Source organism: Psychromicrobium lacuslunae, assembly GCF_000950575.1.
GTDB classification, from domain to species: Bacteria; Actinomycetota; Actinomycetes; order Actinomycetales; family Micrococcaceae; genus Renibacterium; species Renibacterium lacuslunae.
Genome location: NZ_CP011005.1, coordinates 1,549,589 through 1,570,171 on the forward strand (window position 1 = coordinate 1,549,589; position 20,583 = coordinate 1,570,171).

Below are 20,583 nucleotides of genomic sequence, written 5' to 3' on the forward strand. Positions count from 1 at the left end.
TTTCGTCAGATTCCTTCTACTCGGAGGACGGAAGTAACTCCGGTAATCACCGGAAGTTCGCGAATTTTCTGCACCGTGCTGGCGAGCGCTGATTCAACGGCTCGATGGGTCACAATGCGCAGCTCGGCGTAGCTTGGTTCGCCCGCCTCACCGTGGTGGATAGTTTGCCGCATCGTCTCGATCGAGACTTCATGCGTGGCAAAAATTTGGGTGATCTGGGCCAGTACGCCAGGTTGATCTGTCACCGTCAGGCCAATGCAATAACTGGTCTGCACCTGGTCGATACCGAGCGCGGCGACCTGCCCGGTAGTGGTCTCGGTTCGTCCCGGACCGCCCAACACGATACGCCGCGCGGCCGACACCAGATCGCCGAGCACCGCGGAAGCGGTCGGGTTACCACCGGCTCCCTGACCGTAGAACATCAGCTCCCCGGCATACTCCGCCTCGATGAAAACAGCATTGAAGGCACCTCGCACGGCGGCCAGGGGGTGTTCGCGGGGCAGCAGCGTGGGGTGGACCCGTACGCTGACCCCCGCGAGGCCGTCAGCGCTCTGTGACTTTTCAGCGATGGCCAGTAGTTTGATCACCAAACCGGCTTCTTTGGCCGCTTCGATATCGGCGGCGCTAATCGATGAAATCCCCTCACAATGCACATCGGGGAGCGCAAAGCGGGTGTGAAAGGACAGTGAGGCGAGGATCGCTGCCTTCGCGGCAGCATCATGACCTTCCACATCAGCGGTCGGATCAGCTTCGGCATAACCCAGTCGCTGCGCTTCGGCCAGCGCGGTAGCAAAGTCCGCCCCAGTGCTATCCATCTGGTCGAGGATGTAATTAGTCGTGCCATTGACGATGCCCAGTACTCGGGTGATTTTGTCCCCGGAGAGAGAATCCCGAATCGGCCGCAGAATCGGAATGGCTCCGGCCACCGCTGCCTCGTAGGAAAGCTGCACACCGGCGGCGTCCGCCTGTTCGTAGAGCGCTGGTCCTTCAGCCGCGAGCAGGGCCTTATTAGCGCTCACCACGCACGCACCGTGTGCGATGGCCGTTTGAATCAGCGATCTGGCTGGTTCAATACCGCCGAGCAACTCTATTACCAGATCAGCTTCCTTGACCAGCGACTCAGCATCAGTGGTGAATAACTCCGCAGGCAAGGGCACCTCGCGGGGTGCCTCTAGACGCCTCACCGCAATGCCGATCAGCTCCAGCCGGGCGCCCGTTCTAGCAGCCAGCGAGTCAGCGTCTTGTAGCAAGATGCGAGCAACTTGAGAGCCGACATTGCCGCAGCCCAAAAGGGCCACCTTCAATGGCTGGTGCTCTTGTTCTGAGGCGAATGGGGTGGTCATTAGGCTCCTGGATCGCGGGCGAGCAAATCTTCTTCGGTCTCCGCCCGGACAATGACGCGGGGAACGCCGTCGCGGACGGCAACCACGGCTGGGCGGGGTAAATAGTTGTAATTACTTGCCAGGGACCAGCAGTACGCTCCGGTCGCCGGCACAGCGAGCAGATCGCCAGCAGCGACATCGTCTGGCAGGTAGACATCGCGGACCACGATATCCCCGCTCTCGCAGTGTTTACCCACCACTCGGCTCAACACCGGCGCGGCAGAGCTGGCTCGATTTGCTAACACGGCGGTGTAGTCGGCCTCATAAAGCACCGGACGCGGGTTATCGCTCATTCCGCCATCAACCGCAATATACCGACGCTCCGCTGGCTGCTCACCCGCAGCTGGTTGGTCTACCAAGACGGTCTTGACGGTACCCACCCGATACAGCGTGAAGGTGCTAGGGCCGACAATAGCCCGGCCTGGCTCTATTGAGATCCGGGGGGCGCTGAGGCCGTGCTTGACACATTCGGCGCGTACTACAGAAGCCATCTGCTCAGCAATTTCGGCGGTCGGTCGAGGGGTGTCGGCTTCGGTGTAGGCAATGCCGTAGCCACCACCTAGATCCAGCTCGGAGACCGCGATGCCGTGCTGGTCCCGCAAATCCGCGCTGAAGGCCAACAACCTACGAGCGGCTTCAGCGAAGCCTTCGGCGTCGAAAATCTGCGAGCCAATGTGGCAATGCAGACCAAGGAAATTTATTCGCTCGGAGTGATGTACGGCGAGCACCGCTTGCTCAGCGATACTGCTGCGCTCACCGGTGTCGCTGGTCAGCTCGGCCAATGAAAGCCCGAACTTCTGATCTTCGTGCGCGGTGGCAATAAATTCGTGGGTGTGCGCGTGTACCCCGGGGGTGAGCCGCAGCATCACATTGGCGCGGACGCCGAGTTCCCCAGCCAGCTGATCGATTCTTTCGATCTCGCTCAGCGAATCGGCGACGATCCTGCCCACGCCTAAGGCTAGCGCGCGCCGCAACTCGGCCTCGGACTTATTATTGCCATGCAGGCTCAAGCTTTCGGCCGGCACCCCTGCTCGCTCAGCCACTAACAATTCACCGCCGGAGCAGGTGTCTAAGCGAAGTCCCTCGGAGATCACCCAGCGGGCAACCTCGGTACAGAGAAACGACTTTCCGGCGTAATAGACATCGACGCCGCCACAAATATCCGCAAAAGCAGCGTTGAACGAGTCTCTGAATTCCCGAGCCCGACGCCGGAAATCGGCCTCAGACATGACAAATAGCGGGCTGCCAAACTCTTCAGCGAGACGGTGCACACTAACTCCGTCGATCGCTAGCTCCCCCGCCGGGTGACGCACCACATCACTTGCCCATTCCTGCGCACGCAGAGCGTTACTCGAATCGGGGTAGCTGAGCCAAGCCGGGGCAAGCACTGAAGCGGGCATCGTTACATCCTCTCCGGCGCGGTGACGCCGAGCAAATCAAGGCCGTTCGCCAGGACCTGTCCGGTGGCATCATTGAGCCACAATCTGGTGCGGTTGAGATCGGTTACCGGCTCCTCACCTTGCGGAGTGACCCGACACGCGTCATACCAACGGTGATAGGCGCCAGCGATCACTTCAAGATGCCTGGCGACCCGGTGCGGCTCGCGGAATTTTGCTGCCTCGGCCACGACTGAAGGGAAGCTACCTAAGGCGGCCAGTAGTTCTGATTCGGTCGGGTGCTCCAGCAAGCTAGCGTCAAAAGCAAAATCAGCGGAAACCACGCCGACACCTGCTGCCTCGGCATTCCGGTCGACAGCCTTGGTTCGAGCATGGGCGTACTGCACGTAGAACACCGGGTTGTCATTACTGGCCTTTTGCAATTGCTCCGGCTCGAGTGAAAGCGGCGAGTTAGCCGGTGATCGACCCAGCGAATAGCGCAAGGCGTCCGCGCCCAGCCAATTCAACAGATCACGCAATTCCACAATGTTTCCTGCCCGCTTAGAAAGCCGGGCGCCGTTGACCGAAACCATCTGACCGATCAGCACTTCAATATTGTGTTCCGGATCGTCACCTGCACAAGCGGCAATCGCCTTTAACCGGCCGATATAGCCGTGGTGATCAGCGCCCAATAGGTAAATTTTCTGATCGAAACCACGGTCCTTTTTCGACAGATAATAAGCTGCGTCGGCGGAAAAATAAGTCGGCTCGCCATTCGCCCGGATCAACACACGATCTTTATCATCGGTGAAATCAGTGGTCCGCAACCAGACCGCGCCGTCCTGGTCGAAGACGTGGCCTTGAGCACGCAGCCGGTCGACCGCCTGGCTAATGGCTCCGCTGCTGTGCAGGCTCTGCTCAGAAAAGAAGACATCGAAATGCACGCCGAAAGCCTCGAGGGTCTCCTTGATATCGGCCATTTGCGCCTGATAGGCGGCTTGCCGCACGACTGGCAGTGCCGCAACCTCGGTGAGTTCACGAATGGCGGGGTGTTCGGTGAGCACCTGATGCGCCAAATCATCAATATAGGATCCCGGGTAGCCGCCCTCGGGCGTGGGCTCTCCCTTGATCGAGGCCAGCACCGAGGCAGCAAAATTGTTCATCTGCGAACCCGCGTCATTGATGTAATACTCTTTGCTGACCTTCGCACCGCTCGCCCTCAGGACTCGGGCCAGGGAGTCACCTACCGCTGCCCACCGGGTGTGCGCGAGGTGCAACGGGCCAGTGGGATTAGCCGAGATGAACTCCAAGTTAATGACCTGCCCGGCCAGCGAATCATTCTGACCGTAGCGTGCACCGGCTATCACAATGTTCTTCGCCAGCGCACCGGCAGCGGCGGCGTCCAAGGTGATGTTCAGAAAACCTGGACCGGCAATCTCAACCCGGGACACCCCGGCAATCGCCTCCAGCCGTGCTTTAAGAATCTCAGCCACCGTGCGCGGCGGCACGCCCGCAGACTTCGCCAGCTGCAACGCAATATTCGTGGCCCAATCGCCATGCTCTCGATTCTTCGGTCGCTCGACCTTAACCTGTGCCGGGATGGCATCGCGGGCTACGCTGAGCTCGCTTTCGGTCACAGCGGCCCGCAGGGCATCGGTCAGAGCAAGAGAGAGTTCATCGGGAGTCACCGCTCAAGCATAGTTGGAAGGGGCTAAGCCGCCCAAGACGAAGCTCTCTGCGCACGCAATACTACGGCGTGAGAGTGATCACTGGCGAAGGGGTGGGACTCGGGCTAGCCGAGGCGCTCGGAGTCGGATTAGCCGGGGTTGCCGAACCCTCCGGAGAAGTTGGCTCGGTGCTTGGGCTGTCAGTAGAAGGTTTCGGACTCGGCGTCGGGGTCTGCGATGGCGGCTCTGTTGAGGAGCTCGGGCAATTCGACGGCAGGGGTGTCGGGCTGCCTGTTCCAGTGGGCCAGACCCGGCAACGTGGCGTGACCAGAGTGGAGACCGAAGGATCACTGCTAGCCGAAGGCAGCGCAGTCGGTGTGACCGGAGCTGTTTTCTGAGGATCGGCGGGAACTGTCGGCTGCATTGGCGAACTTGGCTCAGCGATGGGTAGCGAGGGATCCGCGGGCAGTTTCGGTGCCACACTCTGTGTCGGCTTGGCTTGCGTTATCGGGTACTTCTGCACCGGCCACCCGGGGAAGAAGGAGGCCGTGGAATGTTGGTCAGTCGGCACTAGGACCTCGGGGCAGTTCGACAAGACCGCAGCGAGAACGTCATGCTCAATCTTGCTGAGCCACAGATCGTAGGTCGCTTTAACACTGATCTGCCGGGCCGCATAGCTGCAACGGTAGGCATCATTACTGGGCAGCCAGGAGGAGGCGTCCTTTGAATCCTTTGAGATTATGGTCATCGACTCGACGGCAATCAGGTTGAGCGGATCATTGGCAAAAGCTATTCGCTGTGCCGGGCTTAGCCCTTGGGCACCCTTTTGCCAGGCATCCGCGAGGGACACCACCTGATCAATCTGCACACTGCTTGGCAGAGAACTCTTGAAGTTGATTTTATTGGTGCTGTAAGGATCGAGAAGCTCTCCCGATTCCACCACGCACTTCGGCTCACCAGCTGCAAAGCCAAGATGCTGTAAATCTCGGCGCAAAATATCGTTCCGAGTATCACAGCCGTTGTGATCCACATCTGGCCAGGCTGGGCCGAATTTTGAGCGCTGATAGCCAGCGTTTGAGGCAGCAGGCTTAATAGGTAGCCGAGCCAAGAGGTCCACCGCACGAGTGTGCGCGGGCGGCTGGGCGTGCGGAGCTCGGGCACCGGCCGGAACCACAGTGGAAACCGGGACCGGCTGAATCGGTGGTAGATCCATCGAGGCGTCGCCGGTAGGCGGCAGGGTGATATAAATCGTGGCCGGCGGATCGCTGCTAGGTGACGTTGAGGCCGGTGACTCTAAGACATTGCGTAGCGCACCGCCAATAAACACAATAAGCACGATGACAGCCACCCACGCAGTCAGCCCCAACCAGAACCGTGATCTCGGTGGTTCTTGGTCAGTGCTTTGCTGGGTATGGCTAGCCGACTGCTTCAGCATCTCCCGGTTCGCAATCTTCCTCAAGGTTTCCCAGTCCACAGGTGAACTCTTCTCAGGAAGATTAGCCGGGAATCCTGAAAATTGGCAGGGTATTTCCCGATGTTTTAGAAAGTCAGCAACCGGATTACTAACGCTTCAGTTGCTGATCTTCCAGAAAACTTGGCCGACATGCATAGAGCGCGCCTACGCCCAGTAAAGCCAAAGTAACAAAGAGGAAGAGGAAGCCGACCGTCCAACCTCCGGTGGCTTGATGCAGAATTCCGAACAATAACGGGCCGATACATGCCAAGCCGTAACCGACACCCTGGCTGAAACCGGACAATGCACCGGCCCCCTGCTTGGATCGAGTACGCATATTGATCAGCAAGAGCGAGAGTGGGAAAGTACCAGGCCCGATTCCGGCCAGCACCACCCATAACCAGGTCAGATTGCCAGGGCTCAGCAGAAGCCCCAGATAGCCAGCGACGAAGCTGACCAGCAGCACCAGCACTATTGGCATTGGGTTGCGCATCCGGCTAGCGAACAAGGGAATAATCAGACTCAGCGGCAGCCCTAGGCCCGCGAATAGCGCAAGCATCGAGCCAGCGGCTGCCTGGCTGAGCCCGGCTTCGGTAAGGATCTGCGGCATCCAGGCAAACATCGAGTAGGTATTGAGCGAGGTACAGCCGAACATGAGGGTCAGCCCAAGTCCCATTGGCGAGCGCCAGACGCTCAGCTTAAGCGGCGCCTCGCTCGGCGGTTCCCCCGCTGTCGCATCCGCTGGAGCCGTTTTCCCTCGCCGTGACTCGCTGAAAAGCGTGATCAGCCAGGGCACTGCGGCAATAAAGTTGAAAGCGGCCCAACTAGCGAGCGAGGTCTGCCAGCCTGCTGCTGCCGATACCGGCACGGCGAACTGCGCCGGCAAGGCAGTACCGACACTGATCATGGTCACGTAGAGCGCCGTCACCAGACCTAGGCGGTCTGGAAAGTAGTGTTTGACCAACGGCGGCAGCAACACATTCCCGGCACCGAGGCCGGCCAGCGCCAGCACGGTGAAAATCAAGAATACCGGGGTATTTGGCGCAAAAACCCGGGCAACCTGCCCGATAGCAGCCACCGACATGGAGGCGATCAGTAGCTTTTCCAAGCTGGTCCAGCGCATCATCAGCGGGGTGAAGAACCCGAAAAGAGCGAAAGCCAGGGTCGGCAGCATGCCCATAAGGCCGATGGTCAGCGAGTCAATAGCTAAGTCTTTAGCGATATCCGGCACTACCGGAGGGACCACTGTGACCGCCGATCTTAAGGTGCCAGCGGCCAGCAGAATCCCGACTAAGGCAAGGACCCTACCTTTGAAAGACGCTGACTTCACCACTCTGCAACGTTATCAGTGCATATAGATACCAGCAGGGGAATACATCTCAGATGACGTGTTCCGTTGCTCACAGTGCTGTTCCGGTTCACAGCGAAACTCAAGGTAAATAGTTGAACTCTTCACCGATTCGCAACGTCTCCTAGAATGACAGCCACGCCAATAGGAGGATTAATGAAAATCACCCATCGCAAATCACTGTTCGTCTCGGCCGCCGGAATCGCCCTGATCGGGGGCGTCGCCGGCTGCGCACCGGCAGCAACCCAAAGTGCGCCGTCAACCCCCGCAAGCAGCAGTGATCAGAGTTCCTCCTCAGCGACCACTAGCAGCAGTTCCAGCAGCAGTGGTTACAAAGATGGCAGCTACAGTGCGGATGGCAACTACACCTCCCCCAATGGCCAAGAGACCATCGGCGTCAAACTGACCTTGAGCTCCGGGGTGGTGAGCGAGCTGGAGCTCACTCCGCATCCCTCCAACCCCAATACGCAGAAATTCCAGGGCGAATTCATCTCCGGCATCAATGCCCTCGTGGTCGGCAAGAAAATCGATGAACTGAATGTCTCGAAGGTCTCCGGCTCCTCGCTGACCAGCGGCGGGTTCAACCAGGCTATTGAAGAAATCAAAAAGGAAGCATCCAGCTAATCGTGAATAACGCGGCGGAAGAGGTGGCTGCTCAGGCGCAGTATCGTTTTGAAGCGATTGGCACGCATTGGCAAATTGATACCGCAGAAGAACTGAGCCCGACGGTAAGGCAGGAGCTTGGCGCCCTGATCGAGCGCTACGATCAAGCCTTCTCTCGATTCCGCGGCGATTCCCTGGTCTCTCAAGCTGCCCGAGAACCGGGGCGCTATCAGCTTCCTCCGCCAGCTGAGCAGCTGGCAGAGTTTTACCGCAAGCTGTACGAGTTGACCGACGGGGCGATGACCCCACTGGTTGGCGACTCGCTCAGCCATCTGGGCTATGACGCCAGTTATAGCCTGCGAGCCGGCGACGGATTTCTGCCCCCACCCAGTTGGCAGGCCGCCATCGAGTGGCAAGGTACGCAGCTACACACCAAACTGCCGGTGGCTCTGGACCTCGGTGCAGCAGGCAAGGGGCAGCTGGTGGACCTGTTAGCCGAATTACTCACCGAGCACGGGGTGATGAATTTCGTAATTGACGCCAGCGGCGATATGTTCACCTCCCTGTCTAGCCCACTCAGCATTGCGCTGGAGCATCCCTACGATGCCAGCTCGGCGATCGGCGTCGTGCAGCTCGGTGGGCGCAATACGAACTACCGAGCAATCTGCGCCTCCGCCAGCAATCGACGGAACTGGGGCGATGGTTTACATCATGTGCTAGATGGCGGTACCGGCCAACCAGTGCAGACTGTGGTTGCCAGCTGGGTCTTAGCCGCCGATGCCATGCATGCGGACGGCCTGGCTACAGCTTTGTTCTTCACCGACCATTCGGTGCTGCAGCAGGACTTTGATTTTGCCAGTGTGCGGCTGTTTTCTGATGGGCGAGCAGAAGTGTCAGCCAACTTTGACGGCGAACTATTTTTCAGGAGTGATCAGCAATGAGAGCCTGGCTTGATGGCTTACTTGGCCGTTTCACCATGTATCGACTGGTACTGGTAGTACTGGGCGTATTGGCGCTCTATTCGATAATCCTCGACCTCTTGGGCTGGCTGACCTTCGGACTCCCCGCGATCTTCGCCAGCCTGCTTATCTCTTTACTGGTCACCACGCTAGTGAGCTGGCTTTTAGGTCTAGTGTTCCGGGTGAAGGTGCAACTGGAATCGAGTTTAATCAGCGGTCTGTTGATTTACTTCCTGTTTTGGCCGAGCCTGCAGGCCGGCGAACTGGCCGGTATTGCCTTGGCAGCGGCGACAGCCTCCGCATCGAAGTTCCTGTTGGCCTGGCGGGGCCGACACATTTTTAATCCCGCAGCAATCGGAGCGTTCCTGGTCTCCCTCACCGGCTTGAATATTGCTACCTGGTGGACGGCAACTCCGGCCATGCTCTGGCTCCTGGTTCCTGCTGCAGCACTGGTGCTCTATCGCAGTTCCAAACTGATCTTCGCTGCTATTTTCATTGTTACTGCCGCCACCATCATCATCGTTCGACTGCTCAGTAATGGCCTGGCGCTCGGCGCAGCGCTCAGCCAGCCCTTTGCCTCGTTGCCGGTGCTGTTTTTTGTCGGATTCATGCTCTCCGAGCCGCTTACCTTGCCGCCGAGACGTTATCAGCAGTGGTTGTTGGCTGGGCTGGTCGCGGTGCTGTTTTCCGTACCGTTCCAGCTCGGGCCGGTCTTCTCGACCCCTGAGTTGGCTTTGTTAATCGGGAATCTGCTGGCCTTCACGGTTGGCCAACGCGGCGGCCTACGGCTGAGTTTCCAGGGTGCCCGGCAGCTCACTCCGACCAGCATGGAATATAGGTTTAGCGCCGCTAGACCGGTTCGCTTCGCCGCCGGACAGTACATGGAGCTCTCCTTGCCGCACCGCAAACCGGACTGGCGCGGCAGCCGACGGGTCTTCAGCCTGACTACTGATCCGCGCCAGGGCGCTCAGCTGGCCTTCGGACTACGTTTAGCAGAGCCCTCCAGCAGTTTTAAGCGAGAGCTGAACAGCTTGAAAGCCGGGGCTGTTATTTCGGCCACCGGAGTCTGGGGAGATTTCGTCCTGCCTGCTGGTCGCGCTCCGCTGCTGCTGATGGCGGCCGGCGTTGGGATCACCCCATTCCTGAGTCAGCTAAGGCATTTGCAGCACAGCGCTGCTGAACATCGGGACGTGGTCCTGCTTTATGTGATCAGCTCACTTGATGAGTTCGGCTACCGTGAGGAACTTCTCAAGCTAACTGCTGCTGAAGGTATTCGGTTGCTGATCAGTGCCCCGGAAGACCCTGGCGTGGGCGAGTATCTCAGCACCGGTTATCCTAGTGCCGAGCAACTCAAGACCGCGGTACCAGACATTTCCGCCCGTCGCAGCTATGCTTCAGGCTCCCCCACTTTTGTCGCCCACGCACGTAGCATCGGTCACCATGCTGGCGCTCGCAAGGTGCATACCGACAGCTTCTTGGGTTACTAGCCGAGCCGTTCGCCGAACTCAGTTTGCTCTTCGGTCGGACTTAGCTGCTAAACTCTATGAGTCCCTTGCCCTCGTAGCTCAGGGGATAGAGCGGTTGCCTCCGGAGCAACAGGCCGTAGGTTCGAATCCTATCGAGGGCACTTTGCTTCATTCTTATTATCGCTGCGTCGTGGCCCGCCGACAGGTAACTTCACTCCTACTTGACTCATCCCCTAAGGGACAGGTTTATCGTCATTTCTGGAGGTGATGAGCGTGTTAGCCAAGGAACTAGCCAGACAATGTGGCACCAGCGTCAAAGCGCTACGGTACTTCGAACAGTGCGGTCTACTGAAGCCATCCCGGCTCAGCAATGGCTATCGTGACTACTCGGCAGCTGACGCTTTTATCGTGGAGAAAATCCTCGAACTACGCGGCCTGGGTTTTTCCGTTGAGGGCACCAAACCATTTATCGATTGTTTGCGGCTCGGCCATGAACAAGGCGACGAATGCGCCGACTCGTTGATCGCCTACCGCACCGAGATAAGCAGAATCGAGGCAACCGTTGCGCAGCTGAATCAGTATCGCGAGCTGCTCCAACAGCGCCTATACACCGCTGCGGCCCGCGGCTTTCCGAACTCAGAGACAATGGAGGTATCCCAGATGCCCAGCACAAGCTACGAAAAACTCCCGGAGAACCTTCCGGTTCCGCAAGATGACGGCCTCGCCGATCACCTGCCGGGCCTGTCCCTCCCGGAGTTGAACCTGCCGAGCACTTCCGGTGAAACCATTGATTTGGCAGCAATAACCGGCCGCTGGGTGCTTTTTATTTACCCCTCCACCGGGGTGCCGGGCGTTGATATGCCCGAGGGTTGGGACAACATTCCGGGTGCGCGTGGCTGCACTCCCGAAGCCTGTGGCTTCCGTGACAATATCGATTCGCTGCGTGCTGCCGGAGCCGAAGCTATCTATGGTCTTTCCGGCCAGGGCCTGAATTATCAGCAAGAACTAGCCAAGCGTTTGCATCTGCCCTACCCCTTGCTGAGCGATCCTCAGACCGAGCTCGCTGAGGCATTGCAGCTACCTCGCTTCGACATTGCCGGTCAAAGTTTTTACCAACGATTGACTTTGATCATTAACTACGGCGTGATTGAACACGCTTTTTACCCCATCTTCCCGCCGGATCAACACGCCAATCAGGTGCACAGTTGGCTTCGTGAAAATCCGATGCCAGGCGCTAGCTAGTCAGCAAGCTTAAACCCTGCCTCGGCGAGCGCCAGTTTGAGGATACTGATCGCCTTGGGGCCGACTCCGTGCAGTGCGAGCAGCTGGCGCTCGGAGACACCGTCGAGGGAATCCAAACTGGCGAATCCCGCGAGCTTGAGCGCGCCAGTGGCCGGTGCGCCAATTTTAGGTAGTGGAGTGTTCTGCTGATCGGTCATGGGGTCAGTCTATTCAGCCGCCAGGAAGGTTCTGCCAGCTTTGCTGCTTTCAGGACAGCTTTTGTCCTGAATTTTGCCTAAGCTGAGTGCATGATTGAGACCTCAGCCCGGCTGCTACAACTGCTTTCGCTACTTCAGGTGCGCCGCGAATGGACCGGAGCGGCGCTAGCCGACCGGATGCAGGTCACCGAGCGGACCGTACGGCGTGATATCGACAAACTACGCACCCTGGGATACCCGATCAATGCCTCCCCCGGCGTGGCCGGCGGGTACCAGCTCGGGGCGGGGGCTGATTTGCCACCGCTGCTGCTGGACGACGACGAAGCACTGGCGGTGGCCCTTGGCCTGAGCACCGTCGCGGTCGGGCCGGTGGCTGGTATCGGTGAAGCCTCAGTGCGTGCCCTCAGCAAACTTGAACAGGTTTTGCCACCGAGGCTGCGCCCGCGCTTCACCTCGTTGAAAAATGCCGTCAGCCGGATCGCGGTGCCACATGATGCCATCGACCCGCAGTTGCTGACCCAGCTTTCCGCCGCTATCTCGGAGCGGCGAGCGCTCGGGGTGCGGTATCAAAAGCACGACGGTGATACCTCCAGCAGAGTTCTAGAACCATACCGATTAGTGGATTCCGGCAATCGTTGGTACCTGGTGGCCTGGGACGTACACCGCGAAGACTGGCGAACTTTCCGGGTCGACCGAATTCTCGGCAAGCCGAGCGAACGCCAGCGATTCGCGCCGCGTCCACTGCCGGCCAAAGATCTCACCGACTATGTACATCGGGCTATTACCCGATCCCCTTACCGTTACGACCTGGTAGTTCGGCTCTATGCCGCTGCCTCCACGGTCGCTGAGTACTTCTCCACCGGCACCGCAGTACTGGAATCTGAAGGGCCTCAACAGACAGTGATGCGACTGGGCTGGGACTCTTTGGATTCACCACTTGGGCAGCTGGCGGGCAGTGGCCTGGACTTTGAGATCGTAGCGCCGGTTGAGCTACGCGAGCGGGCACTATTGATGGCGGAAAGGCTCCGCCAGTCGGCCGCGGGCTAGTCACGCTCCGGGTCGAGATCAAATAGACTAGTCAGGCTATGAGCCTGACCATCACTTATCCCCCGGAACTTCCGGTTTCTGCGCGCCGCGAAGAGCTGATGGCGGCAATCCGTGATCATCAAGTAGTGATCATCGCCGGTGAAACCGGTTCAGGGAAGACCACCCAGATCCCCAAAATGTGCCTGGAACTTGGCCTTGCCGAACCTGATGCTCAGGGCCGCCAACGACTAATCGGCCACACCCAGCCGCGTCGGCTAGCCGCTCGCACCGTAGCCGAGCGAATAGCCGAGGAGCTTCAGGGCAAGATCGGCGAAGAGGTTGGCTTTCAGGTCCGTTTCACCGGTGAAGTCAGCAAGCAGACAAAGGTCAAGGTAATGACCGACGGTATCCTGCTCGCCGAGATTCAACGGGACAAGCTACTACGCCGCTACTCAACTCTGATCATTGATGAAGCCCACGAACGCAGCCTGAACATTGACTTCATTCTCGGTTATCTGCGCCAGATCCTGCCGCAACGGCCGGATCTCAAAATCATTATTACCTCGGCGACTATTGATCCTGAGCGTTTTGCTGAGCACTTCGCACTGCCTGCCGCCGATGGCACCACCGCCCCGGCCCCGGTCTTAGAGGTCTCCGGCCGCACCTATCCAGTGGAGATTAGATACCGCCCGCTGGAGGCAGCGGATGAAGACTCTGATAGCGACGCCGACGCTTCAGACGCCACCGAAGATCGCGACCCGCTCGACGCGGTCTGTGACGCTGTCGAGGAGCTCTCCGGGGAAGCGCCCGGCGATGTGTTGATTTTCTTCTCCGGTGAGCGCGAAATTCGGGATGCCGCGGAGGCCCTGCGGGGCCGCTTCGCGCACCACCCGCTGCTCCGGGAAGCCGAGATTCTGCCGCTCTTTGCTAGGCTCTCACTCGCCGAACAGCATGCGGTTTTCACCCCAGGATCCCGGCGGAGAATCGTGCTGGCCACCAATGTCGCCGAAACCTCGCTCACGGTGCCGGGGATTAAATACGTGATTGATACCGGAACCGCCAGGATTTCGCGTTACTCGCACCGCACCAAAGTGCAACGGCTGCCCATCGAGCGGATCTCCCAGGCCAGCGCCAATCAGCGCTCCGGGCGGTGCGGCCGCGTCTCCGACGGCATCTGCATTCGGTTGTACTCCGAGCAGGATTTCGACTCGCGCCGTGAGTTCACCGATCCGGAAATTTTGCGCACCAACCTTGCCGCCGTAATCCTGCAAATGATCTCTATCGGAGTTGCACAGGGACCGAAAGATGTTTCGAACTTCCCCTTCGTGCAGCCTCCGGATGAGAAAGCAATTGCCGACGGTGTTGCGCTGTTGCGCGAGCTGGGCGCCTTGAGCAGTCCCCGGCAGGCCGGAGCGACGGCGACGAGTATTTCAAAGCTGGGCCGCCAGCTCGCGCAATTGCCGGTCGATCCGCGGCTTGGCCGGATGATCATTGAATCGGGGCAACGCGACTGTGCCCGCGAAGTAATGATTCTGGCAGCCGCGCTGACCATTCAAGACCCGCGCGAACGGCCTAGCGAGAAAAGGCCTCAGGCTGATGAAAAGCACAAACGTTTTAGCGATGAAAACTCCGATTTCACCGGTTATCTGAACCTCTGGCGGTACCTGCAGGAAAAGCAAAAAGAGCTCTCCGGCACCGCTTTTAGACGGCTCTGCAAAGCGGAGTTCATCAACTATCTCCGAGTCCGCGAATGGCAGGACCTCTTCGCTCAGCTGCGGCAACTCGCCAAGCCTCTCAACATCACGTTGCGCAGCGGGGAGGTTGACCCGGTTGGTTTACATGCCGCGATCCACCAGAGCTTGCTCTCCGGGCTACTGAGCCATATCGGGCTGTATGACGAGCGGAAACGCGAATACGCGGGTGCCCGGAACGCCCGGTTTGCGATCTTCCCGGGTTCCGCGTTGTTCAAAAAGTCACCGGACTGGGTGATGAGCGCCGAGTTAGTGGAGACTTCCAGGCTTTGGGCGCGGGTCAACGCGAAGATCGACCCGCTCTGGGCCGAGCAAGTGGCCGGTGACCTGGTAAAACGGAGCTACTCCGAACCGCACTGGTCCAAACGCAATGGTTCAGTGATGGCCTATGAGAAGGTCACCCTCTTTGGTGTGCCGATCGTGCCACAGCGCCGGATCAACTATGGCCGGATCGATCCTGCCTTAGCCCGCGAACTCTTCATCCGACACGCCCTGGTCGAGGGCGATTGGCGTACGCATCACAAGTTTTTCCACCGCAATCGGGCTCTGCTCGCCGAGGTTGAGGAAATGGAAACCAGGATGCGGCGCCGCGATCTGAGGGTCGACGACGAAGCGCTCTTTGAGTTTTACGATGCCCGGATCGGCAGCGAAGTGGTCTCCGAGCGGCATTTCGATAAGTGGTGGAAACACGCCAGGCACGAAAATCCGACGCTGCTGGACTTTGACCCTGGCGTGGTGATGGCCGAGGTCGAAGAGCTCGATGAATCGGCTTTCCCGAAGATCTGGCAACAGGGCGAGTTCAGCCTGCCGCTGAGCTACGAGTTTCAGCCCAGCGCCCCGCACCTCCCTGCAGGGTCTGTAGTGAATGAGTCCGATGGCGTCACCGTCCAGGTGCCGGTGCTTTTCCTCAATCAGCTCGATGACGCACCGTTCCGCTGGCTCATTCCCGGGCTGCGGGCGGATCTGATCACCGCGCTGATTAAGTCGCTACCCAAACCGGTCCGCAAGAACTTTGTGCCAGCCCCCGACGTCGCTCGGCAAGCTGCCGCCGCGCTGGCCGAGGACTTCGACCCGGCCAACGATGAACTAGAGCCCTCGCTTGAGCTGGCACTACGCCGGCTCAAAGGCCATATTATTCCGCCAGGCTCCTGGAACTGGGCGGCAGTCCCAGTGCATCTGCGGATGACTTTCCAGGTGGTCGACTCCGCTGGCAAGGTCCTTGACGAGGGTAAGGACCTTGCCGCCCTGCAAGAATCATTGGCTGGTGCCACCCGCCGGGCCATTGCCGAGTCCCTTGGCGCCACACCCAAGACAGTGAGCCATAAAGCTACCGCCAGCTCGGCACCCGATAACGACTCGAGTGGCAGCAACACCAGCGGATTGATTCAGGAACGCAGTGGACTGACCGCTTGGTCCGTCGGCAGCATCGAACGCTCGGTGCAACGCCAGGTCAAGGGTCACACCGTGACCGGCTACCCAGCTCTGGTCGATGAAGGCGACACCGCCGGCCTGCGGGTCTTTCAAGCCGCTGAGGAAGCGCTTGAGGCGCACCGAGCCGGGGTGATTCGGCTGCTAGCGCTCCGACTGCCCTCCCCCGATCGCTATGTCCTCGATCATCTGAGCAACACTGAGAAACTCACCTTCAGCCAGAATCCGCACGGTTCCGTTACTGAGCTGATCGCCGATTGCACCTTGGCGGCGATCGACAAACTGCTACCTGAGGCCTTGCCTTTTACCGAAGCAGAATTCGAAACCCGCTATGAAAAGAGCCGGGCCGAACTGATCGACACCGTCTTCGCGGTGGTCGCTGTGGTCGAACGCATCTTGTCCTCGTCTCGCCGGATCCAGCGCGAGCTCAAGGGCAGCACCAGTCTGGCTTTAATCAGCGCACTGAACGATCTGAAAGCCCAGTTGGAAGGCCTGGTTTACCCGGGTTTCGTGGCACGCACCGGATACGCCCAACTCAGCCAGCTACCCCGTTATTTGGCCGCAATGGAACGCAGGCTAGAGAAGTTGCCCAGCAATGTGCAACGCGACGGTCTGCAGATGGCCGTGGTGCAAAGCCTGGAGGACAGCTACGACGACGCGGTGGCGGCGCTAGCTGCGGGGCGCTCGGTACCACCCGGATTGCGCAAGGTGCGTTGGATGCTCGAGGAACTGCGAGTTTCGCTGTTCGCGGTGGAACTCGGTACCGCCTACAGCGTCTCCGAGAAGCGAATTAGAACGGCTATGGCGCAAGCGCTGGCTTAGTTTGGTGTCGGTCAGTTGGCTTGGTGCATTAACCTGGTGCAGCTTGGCCCGTTCCTGTTTGGAAAGGGCCAAGCTGCAAGCGCTTAGCTGCTATTACCCGAAATTCAGGCCGTAGTTTGAGCTCAGGGGTGCTAACTCTCCGGAACGAACTCGCTGTGCCCAGCAGCACGCAAGGCATCTCGCAGCACCTCAGCGCTAGTATCGAGCTCGGCTGGCTCCGGGTCGTTGTTTACCGAGGCGAAGTTGTACTCGGCCATCGAGTTGGAGGGCCAGACATGCAGGTGCAAATGATCCACTTCGAACCCGGCAATAATCAGCCCGGCGCGTGCCGATGAGAAGGCAGCGACCTGTGCCTTGCCAATCGTCTGGGCCACCGTGCTGAGCTTCTGCATCAGCTCGGGCGAGGCGTCGGTCCAGCGATTCACCTCTTCGCGGGGCACCACCAGAACATGCCCGGGAGCGAGCGGAGCGATGGTTAAAAACGCCACCACCTCGGGATCCTTCCAGACGAAGCGCCCGGGCAACTCACCGTCGATAATCTTGCTGAATAGAGTTGGCATACCTTCCCTTTCTGACCCTCTCTGATCTGAGTCGGAGTTTCGTTGTAGAGTCTTGGGGCTTAGAGCGTCGCGGTGTCGAGCACGAAACGATACTTGACGTCTCCGGCCACCATTCGATCATAGGCAGCGTTCAAGCCCTCGCCGTCGACCATCTCAATATCGGAAACAATGCCGTGCTCAGCGCAGAAATCAAGCATTTCCTGAGTCTCGGCAATGCCACCGATCATCGAGCCACCGTAAGCCAGCCGACGCCGGATCAGCTGGCCTGGGTCAACCGGCGGCATCGCGTGCTCCGGCAGCCCAAGCTGCACAATGGCACCGTCACGCTTCAGCGTCTTCAGGTAGCTATTGATGTCGTGATCCGCAGCTACCGTATCGATAATCAGATTCAGCGAATTACGCGCGTCCTTCATCTGCGCTACGTCCTTGGAGACTACTACCTGGTCAGCACCCAGGCTGCGCGCGGCCTCGGCCTTCGAGGCACTGGTGGTGAAGACGGTGACCTCTGCCCCCATCGCCTTGGCGATCTTGACCGCCATGTGGCCCAAGCCGCCGAGCCCGACAACGCCGACGCTGTCGCCTTCTTCAACGCCGAAGTAACGCAGCGGTGAGTAGGTGGTAATGCCAGCACAGAGCAATGGAGCGGCAGCGGCCTTATCTAGGCTTTCGGGGACACGCACCACATAGTTCTCATCGACCACTACAGAGCTCGAATAGCCGCCCTGAGTAATGCTGTCTTGATTGCGCTTGTCAACGGCACCGTAGGTGCCGACCATGCCCTTTTCGCAGTACTGTTCGAAGCCCTCCAGACAGGAATCACATTCCCGGCAGGAATCGACCATGCAGCCCACTCCGACAGAATCCCCAGCTTTGAATTCTGTGACTTCGCTGCCTACTCGGGCCACCGTGCCGACGATTTCGTGCCCCGGGGTCAATGGCCACTGCTGATCGCCCCACTCGCCCCGAATGGAGTGCACATCGGAGTGGCAGAGGCCGCAGAATTCAATATCGATCTCGACGTCGTGAGCCCCCGGCTCGCGACGATCAATGGTGGTTGGTTCTAATCCAGTAGTAGCGGACATCGCGGCATAAGCTTTAGCAACAGTCATGATCTAAGCGTATCCCCACCTCCTCCCAAAGCTCGTGCCTCGCTTCGGGCCCCTCGGAGTCGTGGCCCCAGCCCGCGGGACCCGCGTCGAGCCTGTGAGCGTTCGTTGCTTCCCCTCTGGCAAAAAGCCGCCAAGGGGCCCCTCGCAACTCCCTGTGGGAGGGAGACGCGCGGTACCCCCCCCCAAGAATTTAGGAAGTTTCTACGGGTAAGTCTGGGTGATTTGACCAGGCCGACCAGGAGCCGGGGAACAGCGCCGCCTTGAAACCGGCGATCTCCAGGGCCGCAATTTCATGTGCGGCGGTCACACCGGAACCGCAATAAACGGCGACCTCGCTCATCGGTGCTAGGCCCAGCGCGGCAAAGCGCTTACGGAGTTGTTCAGCGGACAAGAACTTTTGGTCGGCAGCGAGATTACCCATTGTCGGTGCACTCACCGCACCGGGAATGTGCCCCGCCTTGGGGTCTATCGGCTCCACCTCGCCGCGATATCGCTCCCCCGCCCGGGCGTCCAACAGCGGGCCTCGCACCGGCCATTGCGCGACCTCGGTCACGTTGGCCACCCGCATCGCCCCGAACTCAAGAGTGACATCGCCCGGAGTTGCGACCACCTCTCCACTTGCTAGCTCAAAACCCGCTTCACGCCAGGCGGAAAGTCCCCCGTCGAGCAGGCGCACTGCCTCGAAACCGGCGTGCCGCAAAAGCCACCAGAGCCGAGCGGCGGAGGCGTTCCCGCTATTGTCATAAGCCACTACGAGATCACCCTCGCGCACGCCCCACGAACGAACGGCCGCCTGAAAATCGGCGAGCGCGGGCAGCGGGTGCCTGCCGTCTTGCGGCGTGCCATGGCCGGCTAGCTCCGTCTCCAGATCGACATAAACCGCGTCCGGCAGATGACCATCAAGGTAATGCTTATGCCCCTCCGGGTCCCCCAAGGCCCAGCGCACGTCGAGCAGCACTATGCGTTCAGTGGAGTCGAGTTCAGTGGAGTCGAGTTGGCTCTTCAGAGTTGCCGCGTCAATCAGGATTGCGGGCTGTGCAGGAGCTGTCATCTCTCCATAGTATTCCCCGGGCCGAAGGGTGGCTCGGCTAAACTCAGAGGGTGGATTTTACAGCTTGCACCCCGGCCCGCCGTTGGGCAGATGAAGCCCTTCGTCGAATCGAAGCGGAGAACAATCGCTCGGCAGACACTCATCTCTACGCAGTGCCGTTACCAGAGCATTGGGGCGTACAGCTTTACCTCAAGGATGAGTCAACACACAGATCGGGAAGTCTGAAGCACCGCCTGGCCCGCTCACTGTTTTTATTCGGCCTGGTCAACGGCTGGATCGCTGAAGGTACCACTATTGTTGAGGCCTCCTCGGGGAGCACTGCCGTCTCGGAAGCTTATTTCGCGCGATTGCTCGGTCTGCCATTCATCGCAGTGATGCCGCGCAGCACCAGTTCAGAAAAAATTGCGCTGATCGAACAGTACGGTGGTCGCTGCCATTTCGTGGAGAATTCTTCCCAGGTCTACGCCGCCGCCGCGCAACTAGCCGCAGAGACCGGCGGCCACTACATGGACCAGTTCACCTATGCTGAGCGTGCCACCGACTGGCGAGGGAACAACAATATCGCCGAATCTATTTTTCAGCAGCTCTCCTTGGAGAAGCATCCGGTACCGCGCTGGATCGTAGTTGGGGCTGGCACCGGTGGCACCAGCGCAACCATTGGCAGGTACTTGCGCTACCACTCCTACCCCACCCAGCTCGCTGTGGTCGACCCGGAGAATTCGGCGTTTTATCCGGGCTGGAAGAACAATGAACCGAGGCACGAGACAGGGCTGCCCTCCCGCATTGAAGGCATCGGTCGGCCTCGGATGGAACCCAGTTTTGTGCCCAGCGTGATCGACGCCATGATCCAGGTGCCGGACGCTGCATCAATAGCCGCAATGCAGCACCTCAGTGATTATGCTGGTTTGCCCGCCGGGCCCTCCACCGGAACCAACCTTTGGGGTGTCTGGCAGCTGATCGCACAAATGATCTTGACGGGTGAACAAGGCAGCGTGGTTTCCTTGCTCTGCGATAGTGCAGAGCGGTATCAGGCCAGTTACTACAATCCCGAATGGCTGCTGGAAAAAGAGCTCCAGCCGGAACGATTCATCCCGGTTATTGAGGAGTTTTTCCGCACTGGAAAATGGTCTGCTGAGGCATAGA

The 20,583-nt window shown here is 59.3% G+C and carries 16 protein-coding genes and 1 tRNA gene; 8 read left to right on the forward strand and 9 right to left on the reverse strand.

Annotation, left to right across the window (positions count from 1 at the left end):
• Nucleotides 1-5: 5 nt before the first annotated feature.
• From UM93_RS07225 to UM93_RS07245, 5 genes are all read right to left on the reverse strand, one after another.
• Nucleotides 6-1,343 (reverse strand): homoserine dehydrogenase, encoded by a 1,338-nt coding sequence (locus UM93_RS07225; RefSeq protein ID WP_045074680.1) that lies wholly within the window; start codon nucleotides 1,341-1,343, stop codon nucleotides 6-8.
• Complete coding sequence (gene lysA / locus UM93_RS07230) at nucleotides 1,343-2,782, reverse strand: diaminopimelate decarboxylase (RefSeq protein WP_045074681.1); 1,440 nt, start codon at nucleotides 2,780-2,782, stop codon at nucleotides 1,343-1,345. Before lysA ends, UM93_RS07225 begins: the two co-directional genes overlap by 1 nt.
• Before the next feature lie 2 nt (nucleotides 2,783-2,784).
• Nucleotides 2,785-4,446 (reverse strand): arginine--tRNA ligase, encoded by a 1,662-nt coding sequence (gene argS, locus UM93_RS07235; protein WP_045074682.1) that lies wholly within the window; start codon nucleotides 4,444-4,446, stop codon nucleotides 2,785-2,787.
• Between the two features lie 61 nt (nucleotides 4,447-4,507).
• A complete protein-coding gene (locus UM93_RS17085; RefSeq protein ID WP_052663672.1) occupies nucleotides 4,508-5,899 on the reverse strand; it encodes an HNH endonuclease family protein in 1,392 nt (463 codons plus the stop codon).
• Nucleotides 5,900-5,987: 88 nt separating this feature from the next.
• Complete coding sequence (locus UM93_RS07245; protein WP_045074683.1) at nucleotides 5,988-7,211, reverse strand: MFS transporter; 1,224 nt, start codon at nucleotides 7,209-7,211, stop codon at nucleotides 5,988-5,990.
• Between the two features lie 171 nt (nucleotides 7,212-7,382).
• Between UM93_RS07245 and UM93_RS07250 the strand changes: the two genes are divergently transcribed.
• From UM93_RS07250 to UM93_RS07270, 5 genes are all read left to right on the forward strand, one after another.
• Nucleotides 7,383-7,850 carry an FMN-binding protein gene (locus tag UM93_RS07250; RefSeq protein ID WP_045074684.1) on the forward strand — a complete coding sequence of 156 codons (468 nt, stop codon included), beginning with the start codon at nucleotides 7,383-7,385 and terminating at the stop codon, nucleotides 7,848-7,850.
• Nucleotides 7,851-7,852: 2 nt separating this feature from the next.
• Complete coding sequence (locus tag UM93_RS07255) at nucleotides 7,853-8,770, forward strand: FAD:protein FMN transferase (RefSeq protein WP_234399397.1); 918 nt, start codon at nucleotides 7,853-7,855, stop codon at nucleotides 8,768-8,770.
• On the forward strand, nucleotides 8,767-10,275 hold the full coding sequence (locus tag UM93_RS07260) for an FAD-dependent oxidoreductase (protein ID WP_045074685.1): 1,509 nt from the start codon (nucleotides 8,767-8,769) through the stop codon (nucleotides 10,273-10,275). Before UM93_RS07255 ends, UM93_RS07260 begins: the two co-directional genes overlap by 4 nt.
• 67 nt (nucleotides 10,276-10,342) lie before the next feature.
• A tRNA-Arg gene (locus UM93_RS07265) sits at nucleotides 10,343-10,415 on the forward strand.
• A 106-nt stretch (nucleotides 10,416-10,521) separates the two neighbouring features.
• A complete protein-coding gene (locus UM93_RS07270; RefSeq protein ID WP_045074686.1) occupies nucleotides 10,522-11,496 on the forward strand; it encodes a redoxin domain-containing protein in 975 nt (324 codons plus the stop codon).
• Here the strand turns inward: UM93_RS07270 and UM93_RS07275 are convergent.
• A complete protein-coding gene (locus tag UM93_RS07275) occupies nucleotides 11,493-11,693 on the reverse strand; it encodes a helix-hairpin-helix domain-containing protein (protein WP_045074687.1) in 201 nt (66 codons plus the stop codon). The genes UM93_RS07270 and UM93_RS07275 overlap by 4 nt on opposite strands.
• Before the next feature lie 90 nt (nucleotides 11,694-11,783).
• On the opposite strand from UM93_RS07275, the gene UM93_RS07280 reads away from it, so the two are divergent.
• Together UM93_RS07280 and hrpA are read left to right on the forward strand one after the other, a co-directional pair.
• Nucleotides 11,784-12,740, forward strand: a complete 957-nt coding sequence (locus UM93_RS07280; RefSeq protein ID WP_045074689.1) for a helix-turn-helix transcriptional regulator — start codon at nucleotides 11,784-11,786, stop codon at nucleotides 12,738-12,740.
• Between the two features lie 38 nt (nucleotides 12,741-12,778).
• A complete protein-coding gene (gene hrpA, locus UM93_RS07285) occupies nucleotides 12,779-16,720 on the forward strand; it encodes an ATP-dependent RNA helicase HrpA (protein ID WP_045074691.1) in 3,942 nt (1,313 codons plus the stop codon).
• A 131-nt stretch (nucleotides 16,721-16,851) separates the two neighbouring features.
• On the opposite strand, the gene UM93_RS07290 is transcribed toward hrpA, so the two are convergent.
• From UM93_RS07290 to UM93_RS07300, 3 genes are all read right to left on the reverse strand, one after another.
• Nucleotides 16,852-17,280, reverse strand: a complete 429-nt coding sequence (locus tag UM93_RS07290; RefSeq protein WP_045074692.1) for an HIT family protein — start codon at nucleotides 17,278-17,280, stop codon at nucleotides 16,852-16,854.
• Nucleotides 17,281-17,339: 59 nt separating this feature from the next.
• Nucleotides 17,340-18,389: an NAD(P)-dependent alcohol dehydrogenase gene (locus tag UM93_RS07295; RefSeq protein WP_045074694.1), complete on the reverse strand. Its 1,050-nt coding sequence runs from the start codon at nucleotides 18,387-18,389 to the stop codon at nucleotides 17,340-17,342.
• A gap of 190 nt (nucleotides 18,390-18,579) precedes the next feature.
• Nucleotides 18,580-19,440, reverse strand: coding sequence for a sulfurtransferase (locus UM93_RS07300; RefSeq protein ID WP_045074695.1), 861 nt, complete (start codon nucleotides 19,438-19,440; stop codon nucleotides 18,580-18,582).
• A gap of 50 nt (nucleotides 19,441-19,490) precedes the next feature.
• On the opposite strand from UM93_RS07300, the gene cds1 reads away from it, so the two are divergent.
• A complete protein-coding gene (gene cds1 / locus UM93_RS07305) occupies nucleotides 19,491-20,582 on the forward strand; it encodes an L-cysteine desulfhydrase Cds1 (RefSeq protein ID WP_045074696.1) in 1,092 nt (363 codons plus the stop codon).
• Nucleotide 20,583: the final 1 nt, after the last annotated feature.